This window comes from Wenzhouxiangella psychrophila, from assembly GCF_042310375.1.
Classification (GTDB): Bacteria; Pseudomonadota; Gammaproteobacteria; order Xanthomonadales; family Wenzhouxiangellaceae; genus Wenzhouxiangella.
The window spans coordinates 220,972-238,869 of sequence record NZ_JBHJMQ010000002.1; the positions used below are offsets into that span (position 1 = coordinate 220,972).

Here is a 17,898-nt window from a genome sequence, read left to right on the forward strand (position 1 = left end):
CCGACCCGGCCGGGCGCGGTTCCTCCCCCGCGGGTCCGGTGCCAGCAGGCTGCCGTCGTACGCCAGGCCGCCGGACGCTCGGTGGCTTTCCTGAAAGCTGCAGGCAATTGGCCATACGTGCCGAATCGGGTCTATACTGATCGGCCGTTCGCGCAGTATTCGTTCCGGTGGTAGAGCATAGTGGCAGAACCCCGACTTTCCACACTCAGTAACGTCAAGGCGCCGCCGCATTCCAACGAGGCGGAGCAGTCACTGCTCGGAGCCCTGATGCTGGGGCCGGACGTCTGGGACCGGGTGGCCGACCAGGTCGACGAGGTCGATTTCTACCGCGAGAATCATCGCCTGATCTTCCGCGCCATTTCCGATCTGGCGCAGGACGGGCAACCCTGCGATGCCGTGACGGTGACCGAATGGTTTTCGCGCCACGGCAAACTCGACAAGGTCGATTCCGGCGCCTACCTGACCATGCTGGCCAACGAAACGCCCGGGCCGGCCAATGCCGCCGGCTACGCGCAAATCGTGCGCGAGAAGTCGATCCTGCGCCAGCTCATCCAGATCGGCACCGAGATTGCCGACAATGCCCTGCAGACGGCCGGTCGCAATTCCAAGGAAGTGCTGGAAGAGGCCGAGCAGCGCATCTATGCCATTGCCGATCAGGGCGCGCACCGTGCCTCGGGCTATGTCAGCGTGCGCGACGTGATGGCCAATGCCATGGACCTGCTGCACGAGTTGCAGCAGAACGAGGGTGACCTGACCGGCGTGCCGACCGGGTTCACTGCGCTCGATGAGCGCACGTCGGGCCTGCAGGACACCGACCTGATTATCGTTGCCGGCCGGCCCTCGATGGGCAAGACCTCCTTCGCCATGAACATCGCCGAACGGGCGGCAATCCGGCACAAGGTGCCCGTGGCTGTCTTCTCGATGGAAATGTCCGATACGCAGCTGGTCATGCGCCTGTTCTCGTCGCTGGGCCAGATCAACCAGGAGCGCCTGCGTACCGGTCGGCTCGAAGGGCAGGACTGGGTCAATCTCCGTTCTGCCATGACCCTGCTCAAGGGTGCGAACATCTTCATCGACCAGACGCCATCCCTCACGCCCACCGACATGCGTGCGCGTGCGCGCCGCATGAAACGCGAGCATGACATCGGGCTGATCCTGGTGGACTATCTTCAGCTGATGAAGGTGCCCGGAAGCGCCGAGAATAGAACCAATGAAATCAGTGAGATATCCCGGAGTCTTAAGGCGCTTGCAAAAGAACTGAAGGTGCCCGTGATCGCGCTTTCGCAGCTCAACCGCGCCCTCGAACAGCGCCCGGACAAGCGTCCGAAGATGGCCGACCTGCGCGAATCCGGTGCCATCGAGCAGGATGCCGACCTGATCCTGTTCATCTACCGTGACGAAGTCTACAACGAGGATTCGGCGGACAAGGGCAAGGCCGAGATCATCATCGGCAAGCATCGTAACGGCGCCACCGGCAAGATCGATCTGGCCTTCCAGGGTGAATTCGTGCGCTTTCGCGATTTCACACCGGATTTCTACGGCCAGGACGGCTAATTCAGTCAAGGCATGGCCCGCAATACCATTGCCCATATCGACCCCGATGCGATCGCCCATAATCTGGGTCGGGTACGCGAATACGCGTCCGACAGCCGGATCATGGCGGTGGTCAAGGCCGATGCTTACGGCCATCGCATCGATCTGTGCCTGCCCGCCCTCGAGCGGGCCGACATGCTGGCGGTGGCCACGATCGAGGAAGCCCGTGCCATCCGCCGCCTTGGTAGCGGCCTGCCGGTGCTGCTGCTCGAAGGCGTTGGAGACCACGGCGACCTGGCGGTGGCAGCCGATCTCGGCCTGGAGCTGACGGTTCACCATCCGCACCAGCTTGAGGCGCTCGAGCGCTTTGGCCGCTCGCCGGCGAGCCGGCTCTGGCTCAAGATCGATACCGGAATGCACCGGCTCGGCGTGCCGGCGGAGGCGGCTGCCGACATGCACCGTCGCCTGCGAGCGATTTCCGGGGTTGAGCAGGTCAACCTGATGAGCCATCTGGCTTGTGCCGAGGAGGCTTCCCATCCGCTCAATGCGCTGCAGATCGAGCGCTTTCTGCGGGCAACGAACGGCCTGGAAGGTGAGCGCTGCCTGGCCAATTCCGCCGGTCTGATCAGCCTGCCCGAGGCCCGCTTCGAGTGGGTGCGCGCCGGCCTGGTGCTTTACGGCATTTCACCCCTGCCGGGGCGGCCGGGCCCGGACCTCGGGATGGAGCCGGCCATGACGTTGAGCGCCGAACTGATGGCCATCAACCACGTTCCCGCCGGCGAGAGCATCGGCTACGGTGCGCGTTTCACGGCTGATCACGACATGCGCGTGGGCGTGGCGAGCATCGGTTACGGAGACGGCTATCCGCGCAGCATGGCCGACGGCGCGCCGGTACTGGTCGAAGGCGAGGCCTGCCGGATGTGTGGTCGCGTGTCGATGGACATGATCACCATTGATCTCGCGGCCTGTCCCGATGCGCAGGTCGGCGACGAGGTCGTGCTGTGGGGGCGGGGCCTGCCGATCGAGACGGTCGCCGAGTTCGCGGGTACCATTCCCTATGAACTGGTCTGCCGGATTACCCGTCGCGTGCGTTTCCGCGGACGCGCCATGGTCGGCAGCACCGGCCTTCGTGCGGTAAAATGACCAGTTCTTTCAAATCCTTGAGCAACTGATGGCGGGCAAGCTCTACATCCAGACCCACGGCTGCCAGATGAACGAGTACGACTCGGACAAGATGGCCGACGTGCTCGCGCACTCGCACGGGCTGGCGTTGACCGACAGCCCCGACGAGGCCGACGTGATTCTGATCAACACCTGCTCGATTCGCGAGAAGGCGCAGGAGAAGGTCTTTTCGCAGCTGGGCCGCTGGCGACCGCTGAAGGAAAAACGTCCTGATCTGGTCATCGGCGTGGCCGGCTGCGTGGCCAGCCAGGAGGGCGAGAACATCATCAAGCGCTCGCCGTTCGTTGACATGGTTTTTGGTCCGCAGACCATTCACCGCCTGCCGGGCATGCTCGACAGCGTGCGCGAGAGCAGTAAGCCGGCGATCGACATCTCCTTTCCCGAAATCGAGAAGTTCGACCACCTGCCCGCCCCGGGCAAGAAGGGCGGCAGCGCTTTCGTATCGATCATGGAGGGCTGCTCAAAGTACTGTTCATTCTGCGTGGTGCCCTACACCCGCGGCGAGGAGGTCAGCCGCCCACTCGACGACGTGATCGCCGAGGTCGCGGAGCTGGCCGCCCAGGGCGTGGTCGAGATCAACCTGCTGGGCCAGAACGTCAATGCTTACCGTGGTCCGATGCACGACGGCGGCACGGCCGACCTGGCACTGCTGATTCGCTACATCGACCATATCGAGGGCATCGAGCGCATCCGTTTCACCACCTCGCATCCGGTCGAGTTCTCCGACAGCCTGGTCGAGGCCTTCGGGGACGTGTCCAAGCTGGCCAACTACCTGCACCTGCCGGTGCAGTCCGGTTCCGATCGCGTGCTGTCGCTGATGAAGCGCGGCCACACCATACTCGAGTACAAGCAGAAGATGCGCCGGCTGCGCGAAGTACGCCCGGATATCGCGCTGAGTTCGGATTTCATCGTCGGTTTTCCCGGCGAGACCGAGCGCGACTTCCAGCAGACCCTGGATCTGGTGAAGGCCCTGGAGTTCGACCAGAGCTTCAGCTTCATTTACTCGGCCCGGCCGGGGACACCGGCGGCATCCTTCCCGGACAATGTTTCGCTCGAGGAAAAAAAGGACCGGCTCAAGCGCCTGCAGGACCAGCTCAATCACCAGGCCCGCGCCTATGCCGAGGCGATGGTGGGCACGCGCCAGCGCGTCGTGGTCGAGGGCGCCAGCCGCAAGCAGGCCAACGAACTGGCCGGGCGCACCGAGAACAACCGTGTGGTCAATTTTCCCGGTCCGCCCGAACTGGTCGGCCGGATGGTCGACGTCGTCGTCACCGAAGCCCTCGCCAACTCGCTGCGCGGCCGGTTGGATCATTCGCAGGAAGCAGTTGCCTGATGTATCCCGTCGTTGATCCTGCAACATTCAGAGCGTGCCTGAGCCGACAGTGCAAGGCGCGACCCGCAGTGAATGGCCAGCCCTTTACAAGGGGTGCAACGCCGCAATGTCGGCTCAGGCGCGCTCCCGCAGGGCGAGCCGGAAAGCGCTCATCTGCGGCGTTATGTCTCTTGAAAATGGCACCACCATTCCCGGCGAGACATGCCTTGCAGCTAAGCGCTTTCCGACTCGCTGAAAGTTACTGGATCAGCGACGGGGTACATTAAATGTCAGCCGCCCCCGAAACGGCCGTGACGCTCGAGCTCGAGCCGGTCGACAATGAACGCCTGGCCAATCTCTGCGGCCACCTCGACGAACACATCAGCCTGATCGAGAAAAGGCTGGGCGTGGCGATCGCTGCACGCGGCAACCTCTTCAGTATCGAGGGTGATCCCGACGCGGTTCGCGCCGCCCGGCGCGTGTTGCGCGAACTCTATCGCCAGTCCGAGGGCGAGGTCCTGAGCCCGGCGGCGGTCAACCTGCAGCTGCAGCAGTCCGGCCTGGACGAGCCCGAGAACGAGGAGATCGAGGTCGGCATCCGCACCCGCCGCGGCATGATCCGCGGTCGTGGCCCCAACCAGAAGCGCTACATCCAGCGTATCGGCAAGTGCGACGTCAACTTCGGCGTTGGTCCGGCCGGTACGGGCAAGACCTTCCTGGCGGTGGCCTGCGCCGTGGACGCGCTGGAGTCCGATCGCGTGCAACGTATCGTGCTGGTGCGTCCGGCCGTGGAGGCCGGTGAGCGCCTGGGCTTCCTGCCCGGGGATCTGGCCCAGAAGGTCGACCCTTACCTGCGGCCGCTGCACGACGCGCTCTACGAGATGCTCGGCTTCGAGAAGGCGGCGCGTCTGACCGAGCGCAACGTCATCGAGGTCGCGCCCCTGGCTTACATGCGCGGGCGCACGCTCAACGACGCGTTCGTGATTCTCGACGAGGCGCAGAACACAACCTCCGAGCAGATGAAGATGTTCCTCACGCGCATCGGCTTCGGTTCGAAGGCGGTCATTACCGGCGACCTCACCCAGATCGACCTGCCGCCCAAGGTCAGTTCCGGCCTGCGCCAGGCGGTGGCCCTGCTCAAGGAAGTCGAGGGCGTGAGCTCGACGTTTTTCGACGCCCGCGATGTGGTGCGGCATCCCATCGTGCGACGCATCGTCGAGGCCTACGAGAGTGCTGATGAGCGAAACGAGTGACCGACCGGCGGCAACCGCCGGGCTCTCCATTCAGCGCGAGTGTGAGTCGGGCTCGCTGCCCAACGACGAGGATGTCCGTCGCTTCGCCGCGGCGGCACTGGCCGAACTCGACGATCCCGTGCTGAACCTGCGCATTGTCGACGAGCCCGAGGGGCGGGCGCTCAACGAGCGCTGGCGCGGCCGCGACTATGCCACCAACGTGCTCAGTTTTCCGGCCGACCTGCCCGAAGGCACCGGTATCAAACTCCTGGGTGATATCGTTCTGTGCGCGCCGGTCCTCGAGCGCGAGGCCGCCGAGCAGGGCAAGTCGATTCGCGCGCATTTTGCCCATCTGCTGATACACGGTATCTTGCATCTGCGCGGATTCGACCACATGTCAGCCGAACAGGCCGAGGTCATGGAGTCGCGGGAAATCCGGCTCCTGGCCGATCTGGGTATTGGCAACCCGTACTTGACCCATGACAAATGAGAAATAGGATATTCGCCGCCCTTGACGGCATTCAGGCGGTATCCTCTCTGAGATGAACGACGAATCCACCGACAGTTCGAACGATAGTAGCGGCGCCAGCTCTCGCGGCTGGCTGGAAAAACTCGGGCGCGCCTTCGGCAGTGAGCCCAGGAGCCGGGAAGACCTGGTCGAGCTGCTGCGCGATGTCAGCGAGCAGGGCCTGATCGAGGCCGACACGCTGGCCATGCTCGAGGGCGCGCTGGAAGTCGACGAGCTCCAGGTGCGTGACGTCATGATTCCGCGCTCGCACATGGTGGTCATTCCCGACGGCACGCCGCTCGACGAGATTCTGCCCATGATCATCGAGTCGGGTCATTCCCGCTTTCCCGTCGTGGGCGAGGATCGCGACCAGGTCAAGGGCATTCTGCTGGCCAAGGACCTGCTCAAACTGGTCGCCAACGGCGACGGCCTGAGCCTGGACGACCTGGTCCGAACGCCGGTCATCATCCCCGAGTCGAAGCGTCTCAATGTCCTGCTGAGGGAGTTCCGCGTCAGCAAGAACCACATGGCGATTGTGGTCGACGAGTACGGCGGGGTTTCGGGGCTGATCACCATCGAGGACGTGCTCGAGGAGATCGTCGGCGATATCGATGACGAGCACGACGCCGACGCGGTCCAGGACATCCAGCGTCTGGAGGATGGCAAGTACCTCGTCCAGGCCTTGACGGCCATCGACGATTTCAACGAATCATTCGAAACCGATTACAGCGACGACGAGTACGACACCATCGGCGGCCTCGTGGTGGCCGAATTCGGTCGCCTTCCCGAGGCCGGTGAGTCGGTCACGATCGACGGCTGGACCTTCGTGGTGACCAGCGCCGACGATCGCCGGCTTCACGCCATGGAAGTCATGACCGACTGATCAGCGCTCCCTCGACTTCGAAATTACGTTAACTTCGAAGTCACCTGGATTTCTGATTCGAGCGTGCGGTGGACCGGGCAACGGTCGGCGATTTCCAGCATGCGCCGGCGCTGATCGGCATCGATATCTCCCTCGATCGAGATTTCGCGTTCGAGCCGGTCGATCTTCCCGCCTGTCGTCTCACAGCTCTCGCAGTCTTCGGCGTGAATCTTGTCGTGCCTGACCCGGCAGCTGACGCGCTCGACCGGCCAGTCCTTGTGGCGTGCGTACATGTTGAGCGTCATGACCGTGCACGCACCCAGCGCCGAAGCGAGGTACTGGTAGGGGTCTGGCCCATGATCCTTGCCGCCGTTGGCCGGCGGTTCGTCCGCGATCAATGCATGGGGACCGGCCCGCAAACGACACAGGAATCCGTCGGCTGTTCGGCCGTGCACGAGCACGCCTTGCTCGTCTTCCGGTTGATCGATCTCGAGGAAGTGACCGGCCCAGGCCGCGATCATGGTCGCGGCATACTTTGCGTCCTCGACCCGGCTGAGCAGATGATCGGCGTGGTCGAGGCTGACAAAGCTCTTGGGGTGCTTGGCCGCGCCAAAGATTCGCTGGGCGTGCTCGATCGACACGGTTCGGTCAAGGGGGGAATGGAGCACCAGCAACGCGCGCTTGAGTTGCGCCAGGCGTTCATCCAGGTCGTGCGAGCGGGCATCCTCGACGAAGTCGTGGCGAATGCGGAACGATCGGCCGGCCAGGTCCACCTCGGCGCTGCCGTTCTCGGCAATCTCGTCGAGCTGTTCGTCGAAATGCTTGAGCACGTTGGTCGGGCTGGACGGCGCCGCGAGCGTGGCCACTGCGCGCACGCTGTCGAGGCGCTCGGCCACTGCCAGCACGGCCGCGCCACCGAGCGAATGGCCCACCAGCAGTTGCGGGGCGTCGAGCTTTTCGGCGAGATAGCCGGCGGCATCCTCGAGGTCGTCGAGATTGCTGGAGAAAGTCGTGTCGGCGAAGTCGCCCTCGCTTTCGCCCAGACCGGTAAAGTCGAAGCGCAACACGGCGAAATCGGCGTCGGCCAGTGCGCGCGTAATCTCGCGCGCCGCCCGAATATCCCTGCCGCAGGTAAAGCAGTGGGCGAATACCGCCGTGGCGCGGTAGTGGCCACCAGGGGGTAATTCCAGGGTGCCCGTCAGGGTGACGCCGTCGCGATTGTCAAACTGGATTCGGGACATTTCCGGAGCCATATCGGGTGAGGTTGTGCGGCAGTATGGGGCACAATGTCGCTTTGCACGATACGGATTATCCGAGGGATGAAGGAATTGATCGCGGCCCGGCTGCGGCTGCTTGTCATGCTGGTGATCGGCTTCCAGGCGCTGCCCGCCGTTGCCCAGGAAGCCTGGCTGGTGACCTATGGGCCCGGCCAGGAAGTCTGGGAACGCTTTGGCCACAACGCGATCTGGCTGCGGGACGCCGAACTGGGTCTCGACCACGTCTACAGCTTCGGCTACTTCGAGATGGACCGCCCGGGTTTCTACAGCGATTTTGCCCGGGGCATCATGAAGTACTTCGGTTCGGCGTCTTCGCCGGAAGACGAGTTCGCCTACTACCGTATGCGTGACCGTTCCATTCGCATCCAGAAACTCGATCTTGATTCCGGGCAGATCAGCGAACTGCACCGCCTGCTGCACGAGAATATCTATCCGATTCCCCAGTACTACGACTACGATTATTTCTTCGCCAACTGCTCGACCTGGCTTCGCGACCTGATCGATCGCGTGGTCGCCGGCGAGGTCAAGGCTCAGCTCGAATCCACGCCGGCCAGGCTCAATTTCCGCGATCATATCCGGCGCTACAACGAAAGCCGCCTGGAGCTGCATTCCGGGCTGATGGCGCTACTGGGCCCCATGATCGACCGTCCCCGCACGGCCTGGGAAGAGGCCTTCGTCCCCGATGCCCTGGCCGACTCGATGGCGGCGGTCATCATCGATGGCGAGCCTCTGGTGGTCGAGAGCGATACGCTCTACGTCTCGCGCCAACACGACGCACCGGAGGAACCGTCCCTGCAGTGGTGGTCCTACAGCCTGGTTTCGATTCTGGCGGCCCTGCTGGTGGCGCTCGCCCTGCGCTTCGAGCCGGGCTTCTGGCCCCTGCTGCCCTGGCGTGTGGCCGCGCTGGCCACCGGCCTGGCCGGTGTCGTGGTGCTCGTGATGTGGTTCGCCAGTGGTCACGAAGTCATTGACGGCAACCGTGCCGTGCTCATGCTCAACCCTTTCTGGCTGCTGATGCTGCTGCCACTGCCCAGGCATGCCGGCACCGCGCTGTGGTGGTTGCTTGCCGCCGCTGCAGCCGCCGGCGCCGTCGTGCTCGCGTGGCCGGGCAGTCCGCAGTACCGGCCGCAACTGGTGTTCGGCCTGGCGCCGTTGCTGGCCACCATGCTCTGGGTCTGGCGGTCACGCTTGTCCTAGTGGGCCATGCGGCTAATTAGGTAACACTCAGAGCCACTGTGCCGGTGCGAATCAAGGCGCGTTTCGCAGGGAATGGTTGTTCCCTTTCCAAGAAGCGCAACGCCGAGTCGCGCCGGCACAGCGGCTCTGAGTGTTACCTAATTAGCCGCATGGCCCACTAGAGGCGAATCACCCGGTCGTAGCGCGGAAGCCATTCGGGCTCGTGGCTGATCATCACTACCGTCCGACCTTCCAGCCATCGTTCGAGGCTCGAGGCCAGGCCGATAGCCGTGGCCTTGTCCAGGCCGGTGGTCGGCTCGTCGAGGATCACCGCGGGCGGGTCGACAAGCATCAGGCGCGCCAGGCCGACTCGGCGCAGTTCGCCGCCCGAGAGGCCGGCGCCACCTTCGTCCAGCCAGGTCTCCAGGCTCTGTTCCAGGGATTGAAGCCAGTCGGCCAGGCCCGACGCGCGCAGTGCATCCTTCATCTGTGCGTCACTTGCCTCGGGCGCGGCCACCCGCAGGTTCGCCGCCAGGGTGTCGGCGAAGACCACCGGCTGCTGGGGCAGGTAGCCGATGTGGCGTCTGAGCACATCGGCATCGATATCGCGCAGGTCCAGGCCGCCCAAGCGGATGATGCCGCCGTCGGGATCGATCTGCCGCATCAATAGCAGGCCCAGGGTGGTCTTTCCGCTGCCGCTTGCGCCGGTCACCAGCAGGCGCTCGCCGTTGGCGATGTCGAGATCCAGTCCGTCGACGACGGGGGTGGCGGCACCCGGCCAGGCATAGTTCACCGCCCGGAGCCGGAAATCGCTGGCGTCGGGCACGGCACCGCCGCCGGCATCGAGTGTCGCCTCGCGGCCGGCCAGCTCGCCGATTCGATCGGCGGCGATGCGCGAGCGCGTCAGCTGCCGCCAGGCCGCCGGCAGCGCCTGCCAGATTTCCACCAGACCCAGGGCCACGATCACCGCCATGACCGCCACCGGGCCGGACGGTTGCTGCCCGGTCCGGTCGGCCAGCACCGCCAGCAGCACGAGCCAGACACCGACGTAGCCGGTCGCGTTGATCAGGGCGCGGCCGGCGACGTCGAGGCGATCCAGCCGTCGCTGTCTTGCAATGCGGTGCGTGGACAGCTGCTCGAGAATCTCCTCGCGTTCGGCCATGCGTTGTTCGGCGATGAGGGACTTGAGGCCCTCCAGGCTTTCGGTGCAATGCCGCCTCAGCGCCGGTTCACGGCGGGCCAGGGCCAGGCCGGGACGCCGCCCGCCGCGAGCGGTTGCCCAGGTGACGACGGCGCCGGCAACTCCCGCTGTGGCGATGACCAGTGCTGCCTGGCCGGAAGTGAGCCAGAGCAGGACAAGACACACCCCCAGCGTGCCCAGGACCGCGGTCAGGAGAGGGCCGGCCACGCCGGAGAAGAGGTGGTCGAGCGTTTCGACGTCGCGTGTGAGTCGGTTGAGAGTGTCACCACGCTCGAGACGCCTGAGCTGCAGTTCGTCGAGACGCAGCAGGCGCCGCATCAGGTTCAGTCGCACCGCCGCAAGCAGGCCCAGGGTGGCGCGGTGCGTGGCCAGGCGTTCACCGTAGCGCGCCACTGTGCGGGTGACGGCGGCCAGGCGGATGCCGCCGCCGGGGGTGAAGATGTCGAGCGCGGCGATCATGCCCAGCCCGGCCATGGCGCTGGCGGTGATCAGCCAGCCGGAGAGTCCCAGCAGGACCAGCGCGGCGACCGCCGAGACCAGCATCAGCGCGATGCCGAGGGCCAGCCAGCGCCATTGACGCCGCCAGGCCGGGCCGAGGAGCGAACGCAGCTTCATCGCCGCACCTCCGTGAGCTGTCCACCGGAAAGCTCGAGGATCCGTTCGGCCCAGGATTCGGCCAGCGGGTCGTGACTGGCGCAGATCATCGTCGGTCCGCCGTCGTTCGACAGCCGGGTCAGCGTGCGCCACAGCGTGGCGGCGGTTTCATCATCCAGGCTGGCGGTGGGCTCGTCGAGCAGCAGCAGGGGACGGGGCCGGAGCAGGGCGCGGGCCAGCAGCACCCGCCTGGCCTGGCCGCCGGAGAGTCCTTCGCCGGAGGCCCGCACGGTCGTGTCCAGGCCGCGCGGCAGGGCATCGATCCAGTCGCCGAGGCCGGCGGCGGCGACGGCCGAGTGCAGCTCGGAATCCGTGGCCGCGGGTTTCGACAGGCGGATGTTGTCGGCGAGGCTGCCCTCGAACAGCCCGCCATGCTGACCCATCCAGCCACGCAGGTCCGCCAGGCTCCTTGCGTCGATGCGCGAAAGCTCGACGCCGTCGACACGAATGCTGCCGACATCGGGCGCCAGGAAGCCCCCGAGAAGGTCGAGCAGGGTGGATTTGCCGCTGCCGCTGGCGCCCCGCACGAGCAGGCGCTGGCCGGCTTGTGCGGTGAAGTCGATCCCGGCGAGTATCGTGCCCCGGCCGGGCCGCGCCAGGGATAGATCGCGGACTTCCAGGCGGCAGGCCGGACCCGGCCTGTACGTCACCGGGGCGGCGGGCTCCGGGCGGGCCGGCGGAGCATCCAGAACGGCATGGATCGCGGCGGCTGCCGCCAGGCCGTCGGCGCGATCGTGCCAGGCCTGCGATAGCTGCCTGAGCGGCTGAAAGAACTCGGGCGCGAGCAGGAGCACGAACAGACCGCTCTGCAGGGTCAGTGCCGGGGCGGGGCCGAAGCGGATGTAGTCGAGCAGGCCCAGCCCGACGTAGATCGCAACCGCGGCAATGGCCACCGCGGCGAAGAACTCCAGTACGGCGGTCGAGAGGAAGGCGATCTTGAGCACCGCCAGCGTGCGTTGCCTGAAGTCCTCGATCAGCTCGCCCAGACGACCGAGTTCGTGTTCTTCACTGCCGAAACGCCGGATGGTGTCGAGGCCGCGCAAGCGGTCGAGGAAGACCCCGCCCAGCCGGACCAGTTCGCGCTGCTGATCGCGGCTGGCCTGTTCCGCGCCCCAACCGACCAGGACCATGAACAGCGGAATCAGCGGAGCGGCCAGGGCGAGAAAGGCGCCGGCCAGCCAGTCTTTCCAGATCACTGCCACCAGCAGCACGGGAATCGTCACGGCAGCGCCGATCACGGTGGGCAGGAAGCGCCCGTACCAGCGCTCGAGCAGGTCGACCTGCTCGATCAGGGTGGTCGACAGGGCGCCGGCGCCGGCGCGCGCGGCAAAGCCCGGCCCGGCTTCACCGATGTGCCGGAACAGGCGCGGTCGCAAATCGCGCTGGATCCGCGCTGCCGCACCCGAGGCCAGCCAGCCGCGGGCCGCTTCAGCGCCTGCGCGAAGCAGGAATATGCCCAGCAGGGCCGCCAGGGTGGTGACCAGGCCGGTGATCGGGCGATTTTCGATCAGGACGGCATGGACGACGGTCGCAAGCAGCCAGGCCTGGACGGCGATCAGGCCGGCCTGGAGCAGCGAGAAGGCGGTCAGTCCGGCGCGGAATCCGCGCGGCTCCCGCGCCGCCAGCCATTGGCTTTCGTTGCGCACGCGATAACCGACGCTCTCGCTGCCGCGCTCAGTGGTCCGCGTAGCCTTCTCCCGGGCGGATCTTGCCGCGGAACACCCAGTAGGACCACGCCGTGTAGCCAAGGATGATCGGCAGCAGGAACAGCACTCCCAGCAGCAGGAACAGCTGGGCGCCCGGGTCCGAGGCGGCATCCCAGAAGGTGTGTTCCGGCGGGACCGCGTAAGGCCACATCGAGGCCAGCAGGCCAAAGTAGAACAGCGCGAACAGGGCCATCGAGCCGATAAAGGGCGACGCATCCGAACGCTGCTGCAGCTTGCGCCAGACCCAGGCGGCGGCCAGTACAGTCAGGACGGGGAAGATCCAGAGTACGGAAACCTGGTCGAACCAGCGCTCGCGCACGTGTTCACTGGCCAGCGGCGTCCAGATGCTGACCAGGACGAAAAAGCCCATGACCACGGCGAGCAGAGTGGGTGCCATGCGATAGGCCCAGTCTCGGGTCTCGCCTTCGGTCTTGAGAATAGCCCAGGTCGCGCCCAGCAGAGCGTAACCGGCGACCACGCCCAGGCCCGTCATGACCGTGAAGGGCGTGAGCCAGTCGAAGGGGCCGCCGACGTAGGAAAAGCCTTCAACCTCGAAGCCCTGAATATAGGCGCCGACCACCGCCCCCTGGGCGAAGGCGGCCACCGTCGAACCGATGGCAAAGCTGCGATCCCACCAGTGCCGGTTATTCCGGGACTTGAAGCGGAACTCGAAGGCGACGCCGCGGAAAATCAGCCCGGCGAGCAACAGGAACACGCCGATGTAGAGCGCCGGCAAAAAGACCGTGTAGACCAGGGGGAAGGCGGCCAGAAGCCCGGCGCCGCCGAGAATCAGCCAGGTTTCGTTGCCGTCCCAGACGGGTGCGACCGAGTTCATCAAATCGTCGCGGGCGGAGTCGCTGGGCGCGAAGGGAAAGAGAATGCCGACACCCAGGTCGAAGCCGTCCATGAGGACGTACATGAACACACCGATGCCGATGATGACGATCCAGATCAGGGTCAGGTCCAACAGTTCCATGATGTCAGCTCCTTCCTTCCGCGGGATTTTCCGCGTCTGAGTCCTTGAGCACCGACCAGGGCCGCTTGGCGTGGGCCGATTCGATCTCGCCTCGGTCCGCTTCGGGCGCCGGTCCGGTGAGGATCACGCGGCGCAGGTAGATGAGACCGGAGACGAAGACGATGGCGTAGACGGCGATGTAGCCGATGAGGGTACCAAGCACCATCGGCCCGCTGAGCGATGGGGTGACGGCTTCGCTGGCCCGCATGATGCCCTGGATGATCCACGGCTGGCGCCCGATTTCGGTGACGAACCAGCCGGCCAGGACGGCCACGAACGGCAGCGGAATCATCCAGCTGATGATGCGCAGCAGTCTGGGGGAGTGTTCGAGCCTGCCCCTGAGGACCTGAACGGCGCCGAGGATCGAGACAACGATAAAGAGGACACCGATGGCGACCATCACGCGGAAACTCCAGAACACGATGCCGACCGGCGGCCGATCCTCGGGGGGAACGGATTTGAGGCCGGCCACCTCGCCGTCGAGGCTGTGGGTGAGGATCAGGCTGCCCAGGTAGGGAATGCCGATCTCGAAATGGTTCTTCTCGGCCCGCGAGTCGGGTATGGCGAACAGAATCAGCGGCGCACCCTGCTTGGTTTCCCAGTGGCCTTCCATGGCCGCCACCTTGATGGGCTGTTCCTCCAGGGTATTGAGGCCGTGCAGGTCGCCGACGAAAAGCTGCAGCGGCGTGGCCAGGGCCAGCATCAGCAGGCTCATCTTCAGGGCGGTCAGGCTGCTGTTACGGTGGCGGCCCCTGAGCAGGTACCACGCGCTGACCCCGGCGACGACGAAGCCACCGGTGATGAACGAAGCCAGGCCCATGTGGGCGAAGCGATAGGGCAGCGAGGAGTTGAAGATGGCCTCGCTCCAGGAAGTGACCCTCAACATGCCGTCGACCATTTCCACGCCGGCCGGGGTGTGCATCCAGCTGTTGGCCGCCAGGATCCAGAAGCTCGAGATGAAGGTCCCGGCTGCGACCATGCAGGCCGCGAACAGATGCGCGCCTGGCGGTACCTTGTTGCGGCCGAAAAGCAGCACGCCCAGGAAAGTGGCTTCAAGGAAAAAGGCGGTCACGACCTCGTAGCTGAGTACGGGGCCGAAGAAGTTCGCGGCCTGGTAGGAGAACGTGCTCCAGTTGGTGCCGAACTGGAAGGACATGACGATGCCGGACACCACCCCCATCCCGAAGACCAGCGCAAAAACCTTGGTCCAGAACTGGGACAGCCTGAGATAGACGGGCCGGCCGGTGCGGTAGAACAGGCCTTCGAGAACCGCGATGTAGGATGCCAGGCCGATCGTGAAGACTGGAAAGATGGCGTGGAACGACACCACGAAGGCAAACTGGAATCGCGACAGCAGAAGGGGGTCCAGCTCCATGATCGTGCACTCCTTTTCCGGCGGTTGGCCCGAACATTATATATCACTAATATAAGGAACGGGTAATGAATCTATTGGCCTTCGGTCTCCTACGAATAATACCTACCGGATCGTGACCACGATGTGGCGGCGGTGGGGCCGGTAGCGGTGTTCCCACAGGAAGACCCCCTGCCAGGTGCCCAGCGCCAGCCGGCCGGCGGTCACGGGAATGGTGAGATCGGTATGGGTCAGCGCGAGGCGCACGTGTGCGGCCATGTCGTCGTCGCCCTCCGCGCGGTGAATGAATCGCGCGTCGCCGTCGGGTACCAGGTCGGCAAAGAAGGTCTCGAGGTCGCGCTGGACATCCGGATCGGCGTTTTCGTTGATCAGCAGCGAGGCTGAGGTGTGCTTGAGGAAGACGTGGCACAGTCCGGATTCGATACCACTGGCCGACACTTCATGGGCAATGCGCTCCGTGATGTCGAGGGTGTCTCGTCCCGCCGTTTCGATCGTCAGTTCGGTCTGGTACATGTCATTCAGTGAGCCTGCGCCGTGAGCTCGGCCAGCAGTTCGGCCTGGTGGGCCTCGACCAGCGGTTCGATGACAGCATCGAGCTCGCCGTCGATGACCTTGTCGAGATCATACAAGGTCAGTCCGATGCGGTGGTCGGTGACCCGGCCCTGCGGGAAGTTGTAGGTGCGAATCCGCTCTGAGCGGTCGCCCGAACCCACCTGGAGCTTGCGCTCGGCGGCGCGCTCGTCCTTTTGTTGCTGGACCTGCGCTTCCATCAGGCGGGCGCTGAGCAGGCTCATGGCGCGGGCGCGGTTCTTGTGCTGCGAACGTTCGTCCTGGCATTCGACCACGATGCCGCTCGGCAGGTGCGTGATGCGGATGGCCGAATCGGTGGTGTTGACGTGCTGTCCGCCGGCACCCGAGGAGCGGAAGGTGTCGACGCGCAGGTCGTTGGGATTGACGTCGATTGCTTCGACGTCGTCGATTTCGGGCAGGATGGCCACGGTGCAGGCCGAGGTGTGAATGCGGCCCTGTGATTCGGTTTCCGGCACGCGCTGGACGCGGTGTACGCCCGATTCGAACTTGAGCCTGGACCAGGCTCCCTTGCCGATCACTTGCGCGATGACTTCCCGGTAGCCGCCAGCTTCGCTTTCCTGAGCCGACATGATCTCTACTTTCCATCCGCGGCGCTCGGCGTAGCGCGCGTACATCCGCAGCAGGTCGCCGGCGAAGATACCCGCTTCCTGTCCGCCGGTGCCGGCACGGATCTCGAGAAAGATGTTGCGTTCGTCGTTGGGGTCGCGCGGCAGCAGCAGTTTCTGCAACTGCTGCTCGAGCGCTTCGCTATTCGACTCCAGCGATCCGAGTTCGTCGCGGGCCATTTGACGCATTTCGCCATCACTGGCCTCGAGCAGCTCCTTCGCCTCTTCCATCGCCCGTTCGTTGCCGCGAAATTGCTGCCACACCTGGATGACCGGCTCAAGCTCGGCGTATTCGCGCGAGAGTTGCTCGAACTGATGACGGTCGCCGATGACATCCGGGCTGGCAAGCAGGTGCTCGAGTTCCTCGAAGCGTTCCCGGGCCTCGTCCAGGCGCTGGCGCATTCCCTGGTTCATGAGTCGTCGTCGTTGAAGTAGAAACGCGCCGCGGCCAGCAGTTCTTCGTCGCCGGTCTCGGCCGCCTGTCGCACCTTGATGCTGGGGCCGTGCAGCAGGCGATTGACCAGGCGGTGCGACAGCCGGCGCATCACATCCTCTGGGTCGCCGCCCTTGCTGAGCTCCTGGCGGGCGCGTTCAAGCAGTTGGTCTCGCTCGGCCTGGGCGCGCTGTCGCAGCTGCTTGAGCGTGCCCGAAGTGGCCTGGAGTCGAAGCCAGCGTTCGAAAGTGGCCACTTCCGACTCGACGATACTGTTGGCCCTCTGCAGCGACTCCTGGCGTTGCTGCTGGGCGGATTCGACGATCGCACGCAAGTCGTCGATGGTGTAGAGGTACAGGTCGTCGAGACTGGTACTGTCGGCGCTGATGTTGCGTGGGACCGACAGGTCGAGCGCGAACATCGGTTGACGGCGCCGCTTGCGAAGGGCATCGCGGAACATCTGGCGATCGATGATGGTCCTGGGGCTGGCGGTGCAGGCGATGACCAGGTCGCTTTCACCCAGCAGCTCGGGCAGGGCATCGAGCGTGGCCGCCCGGGCGCCAAAGCGTTCGGCCAGTCGGCCGGCGCGATCTTCGCTGCGGTTGGCGATGGTCAGGCTGTTCACGCCGCTGGCGTGAAAATGCGTGGCGCAGTCCTCGATCATGTCCCCGGCACCGATAAGGAGCACCCGCAGCGCATCGATTTCGCCGAAAATCTGCCGAGCCAGTCGCAGCGCTGCGAAGGGCAGGGTGACGGGGTCGCGCCCGATGCCGGTTTCGCTTCGAACGCGCTTGGCGGCGGCGAAAGCGTGCTGGAACATGCGGTCGAGGCGGCTGTCGAGGGTATCGGCGGCCTGGGCGAGCTGCCAGGCCTGCTTGGCCTGGCCGGCGACTTGCGGTTCGCCGATGATCATCGAGTCCATGCCGGAGATCACTTTAATGAGATGATAGCTGCAGGCGGAATGTTCGAGGTGATAGAGGTGCTCGCGAAACTGGCCCGGTGCCAGACCATGCCATTCGTGCAACCAATCCATCAAGCTGCGCGTGATAGCCTGTTCCGACGACACGTAGAGTTCGGTACGGTTGCAGGTGCTCAGAATGCCGCAGCCTTCCACGCCCGGAACCGCCGCGAGCGAGGCAAGCGCCTCCGGCAGTGCTTCAGCCGAAAATGCCAGCCGCTCGCGAATGCTGATCGGCGCGGTCTGGTGGCTGATTCCCAAGGTGAATAGCGACATGCAGG

15 protein-coding genes are annotated in these 17,898 nt (G+C 65.0%); 7 read left to right on the forward strand and 8 right to left on the reverse strand.

All coding sequences use genetic code 11. The annotated features are described in order from the left end of the window. The first annotated feature begins 180 nt into the window (after positions 1 to 180). From dnaB to ACDC66_RS03705, 6 genes are all read left to right on the forward strand, one after another. The gene (gene dnaB, locus ACDC66_RS03680) at positions 181 to 1,554 is read left to right on the forward strand and encodes a replicative DNA helicase (protein ID WP_376695324.1); all 1,374 of its coding nucleotides are present in this window, start codon (positions 181 to 183) and stop codon (positions 1,552 to 1,554) included. A 12-nt stretch (positions 1,555 to 1,566) separates the two neighbouring features. Beyond that, positions 1,567 to 2,676 carry an alanine racemase gene (alr, locus tag ACDC66_RS03685; protein WP_376695325.1) on the forward strand — a complete coding sequence of 370 codons (1,110 nt, stop codon included), beginning with the start codon at positions 1,567 to 1,569 and terminating at the stop codon, positions 2,674 to 2,676. Positions 2,677 to 2,704: 28 nt separating this feature from the next. Further along, positions 2,705 to 4,048 (forward strand): tRNA (N6-isopentenyl adenosine(37)-C2)-methylthiotransferase MiaB, encoded by a 1,344-nt coding sequence (miaB, locus tag ACDC66_RS03690; protein ID WP_376695326.1) that lies wholly within the window; start codon positions 2,705 to 2,707, stop codon positions 4,046 to 4,048. A gap of 266 nt (positions 4,049 to 4,314) precedes the next feature. Beyond that, positions 4,315 to 5,280 (forward strand): PhoH family protein, encoded by a 966-nt coding sequence (locus tag ACDC66_RS03695; protein ID WP_376695327.1) that lies wholly within the window; start codon positions 4,315 to 4,317, stop codon positions 5,278 to 5,280. Beyond that, positions 5,264 to 5,749 carry an rRNA maturation RNase YbeY gene (gene ybeY / locus ACDC66_RS03700; protein WP_376695328.1) on the forward strand — a complete coding sequence of 162 codons (486 nt, stop codon included), beginning with the start codon at positions 5,264 to 5,266 and terminating at the stop codon, positions 5,747 to 5,749. The genes ACDC66_RS03695 and ybeY overlap by 17 nt, the downstream gene beginning before the upstream one ends. Positions 5,750 to 5,801: 52 nt before the next feature. Continuing rightward, on the forward strand, positions 5,802 to 6,650 hold the full coding sequence (locus tag ACDC66_RS03705; RefSeq protein WP_376695329.1) for an HlyC/CorC family transporter: 849 nt from the start codon (positions 5,802 to 5,804) through the stop codon (positions 6,648 to 6,650). Between the two features lie 23 nt (positions 6,651 to 6,673). Here the strand turns inward: ACDC66_RS03705 and ACDC66_RS03710 are convergent, their stop codons facing one another. After that, complete coding sequence (locus ACDC66_RS03710; protein ID WP_376695330.1) at positions 6,674 to 7,870, reverse strand: bifunctional alpha/beta hydrolase/OsmC family protein; 1,197 nt, start codon at positions 7,868 to 7,870, stop codon at positions 6,674 to 6,676. Between the two features lie 78 nt (positions 7,871 to 7,948). Here ACDC66_RS03710 and ACDC66_RS03715 point away from each other — a divergent pair, with 78 nt between their 5' ends. Further along, positions 7,949 to 9,103, forward strand: a complete 1,155-nt coding sequence (locus ACDC66_RS03715; RefSeq protein ID WP_376695331.1) for a lipoprotein N-acyltransferase Lnb domain-containing protein — start codon at positions 7,949 to 7,951, stop codon at positions 9,101 to 9,103. Between the two features lie 157 nt (positions 9,104 to 9,260). Here ACDC66_RS03715 and cydC read toward each other — a convergent pair whose 3' ends face one another. The 7 genes from cydC to hemA form a co-directional block, all read right to left on the reverse strand. Further along, positions 9,261 to 10,898, reverse strand: a complete 1,638-nt coding sequence (cydC, locus tag ACDC66_RS03720) for a thiol reductant ABC exporter subunit CydC (RefSeq protein ID WP_376695332.1) — start codon at positions 10,896 to 10,898, stop codon at positions 9,261 to 9,263. Further along, entirely contained in the window at positions 10,895 to 12,583 is a 1,689-nt protein-coding gene (gene cydD / locus ACDC66_RS03725; RefSeq protein ID WP_376695333.1) for a thiol reductant ABC exporter subunit CydD, read from the reverse strand. Before cydD ends, cydC begins: the two co-directional genes overlap by 4 nt. Before the next feature lie 28 nt (positions 12,584 to 12,611). Beyond that, positions 12,612 to 13,619 carry a cytochrome d ubiquinol oxidase subunit II gene (gene cydB, locus ACDC66_RS03730; RefSeq protein ID WP_376695334.1) on the reverse strand — a complete coding sequence of 336 codons (1,008 nt, stop codon included), beginning with the start codon at positions 13,617 to 13,619 and terminating at the stop codon, positions 12,612 to 12,614. Between the two features lie 4 nt (positions 13,620 to 13,623). Then, positions 13,624 to 15,033 carry a cytochrome ubiquinol oxidase subunit I gene (locus ACDC66_RS03735; protein WP_376695335.1) on the reverse strand — a complete coding sequence of 470 codons (1,410 nt, stop codon included), beginning with the start codon at positions 15,031 to 15,033 and terminating at the stop codon, positions 13,624 to 13,626. 102 nt (positions 15,034 to 15,135) lie between these two features. After that, a complete protein-coding gene (locus ACDC66_RS03740) occupies positions 15,136 to 15,543 on the reverse strand; it encodes a secondary thiamine-phosphate synthase enzyme YjbQ (RefSeq protein WP_376695336.1) in 408 nt (135 codons plus the stop codon). Between the two features lie 5 nt (positions 15,544 to 15,548). Next, entirely contained in the window at positions 15,549 to 16,640 is a 1,092-nt protein-coding gene (prfA, locus tag ACDC66_RS03745) for a peptide chain release factor 1 (RefSeq protein WP_376695337.1), read from the reverse strand. Next, positions 16,637 to 17,893: a glutamyl-tRNA reductase gene (hemA, locus tag ACDC66_RS03750; RefSeq protein WP_376695338.1), complete on the reverse strand. Its 1,257-nt coding sequence runs from the start codon at positions 17,891 to 17,893 to the stop codon at positions 16,637 to 16,639. Before hemA ends, prfA begins: the two co-directional genes overlap by 4 nt. Positions 17,894 to 17,898: the final 5 nt, after the last annotated feature.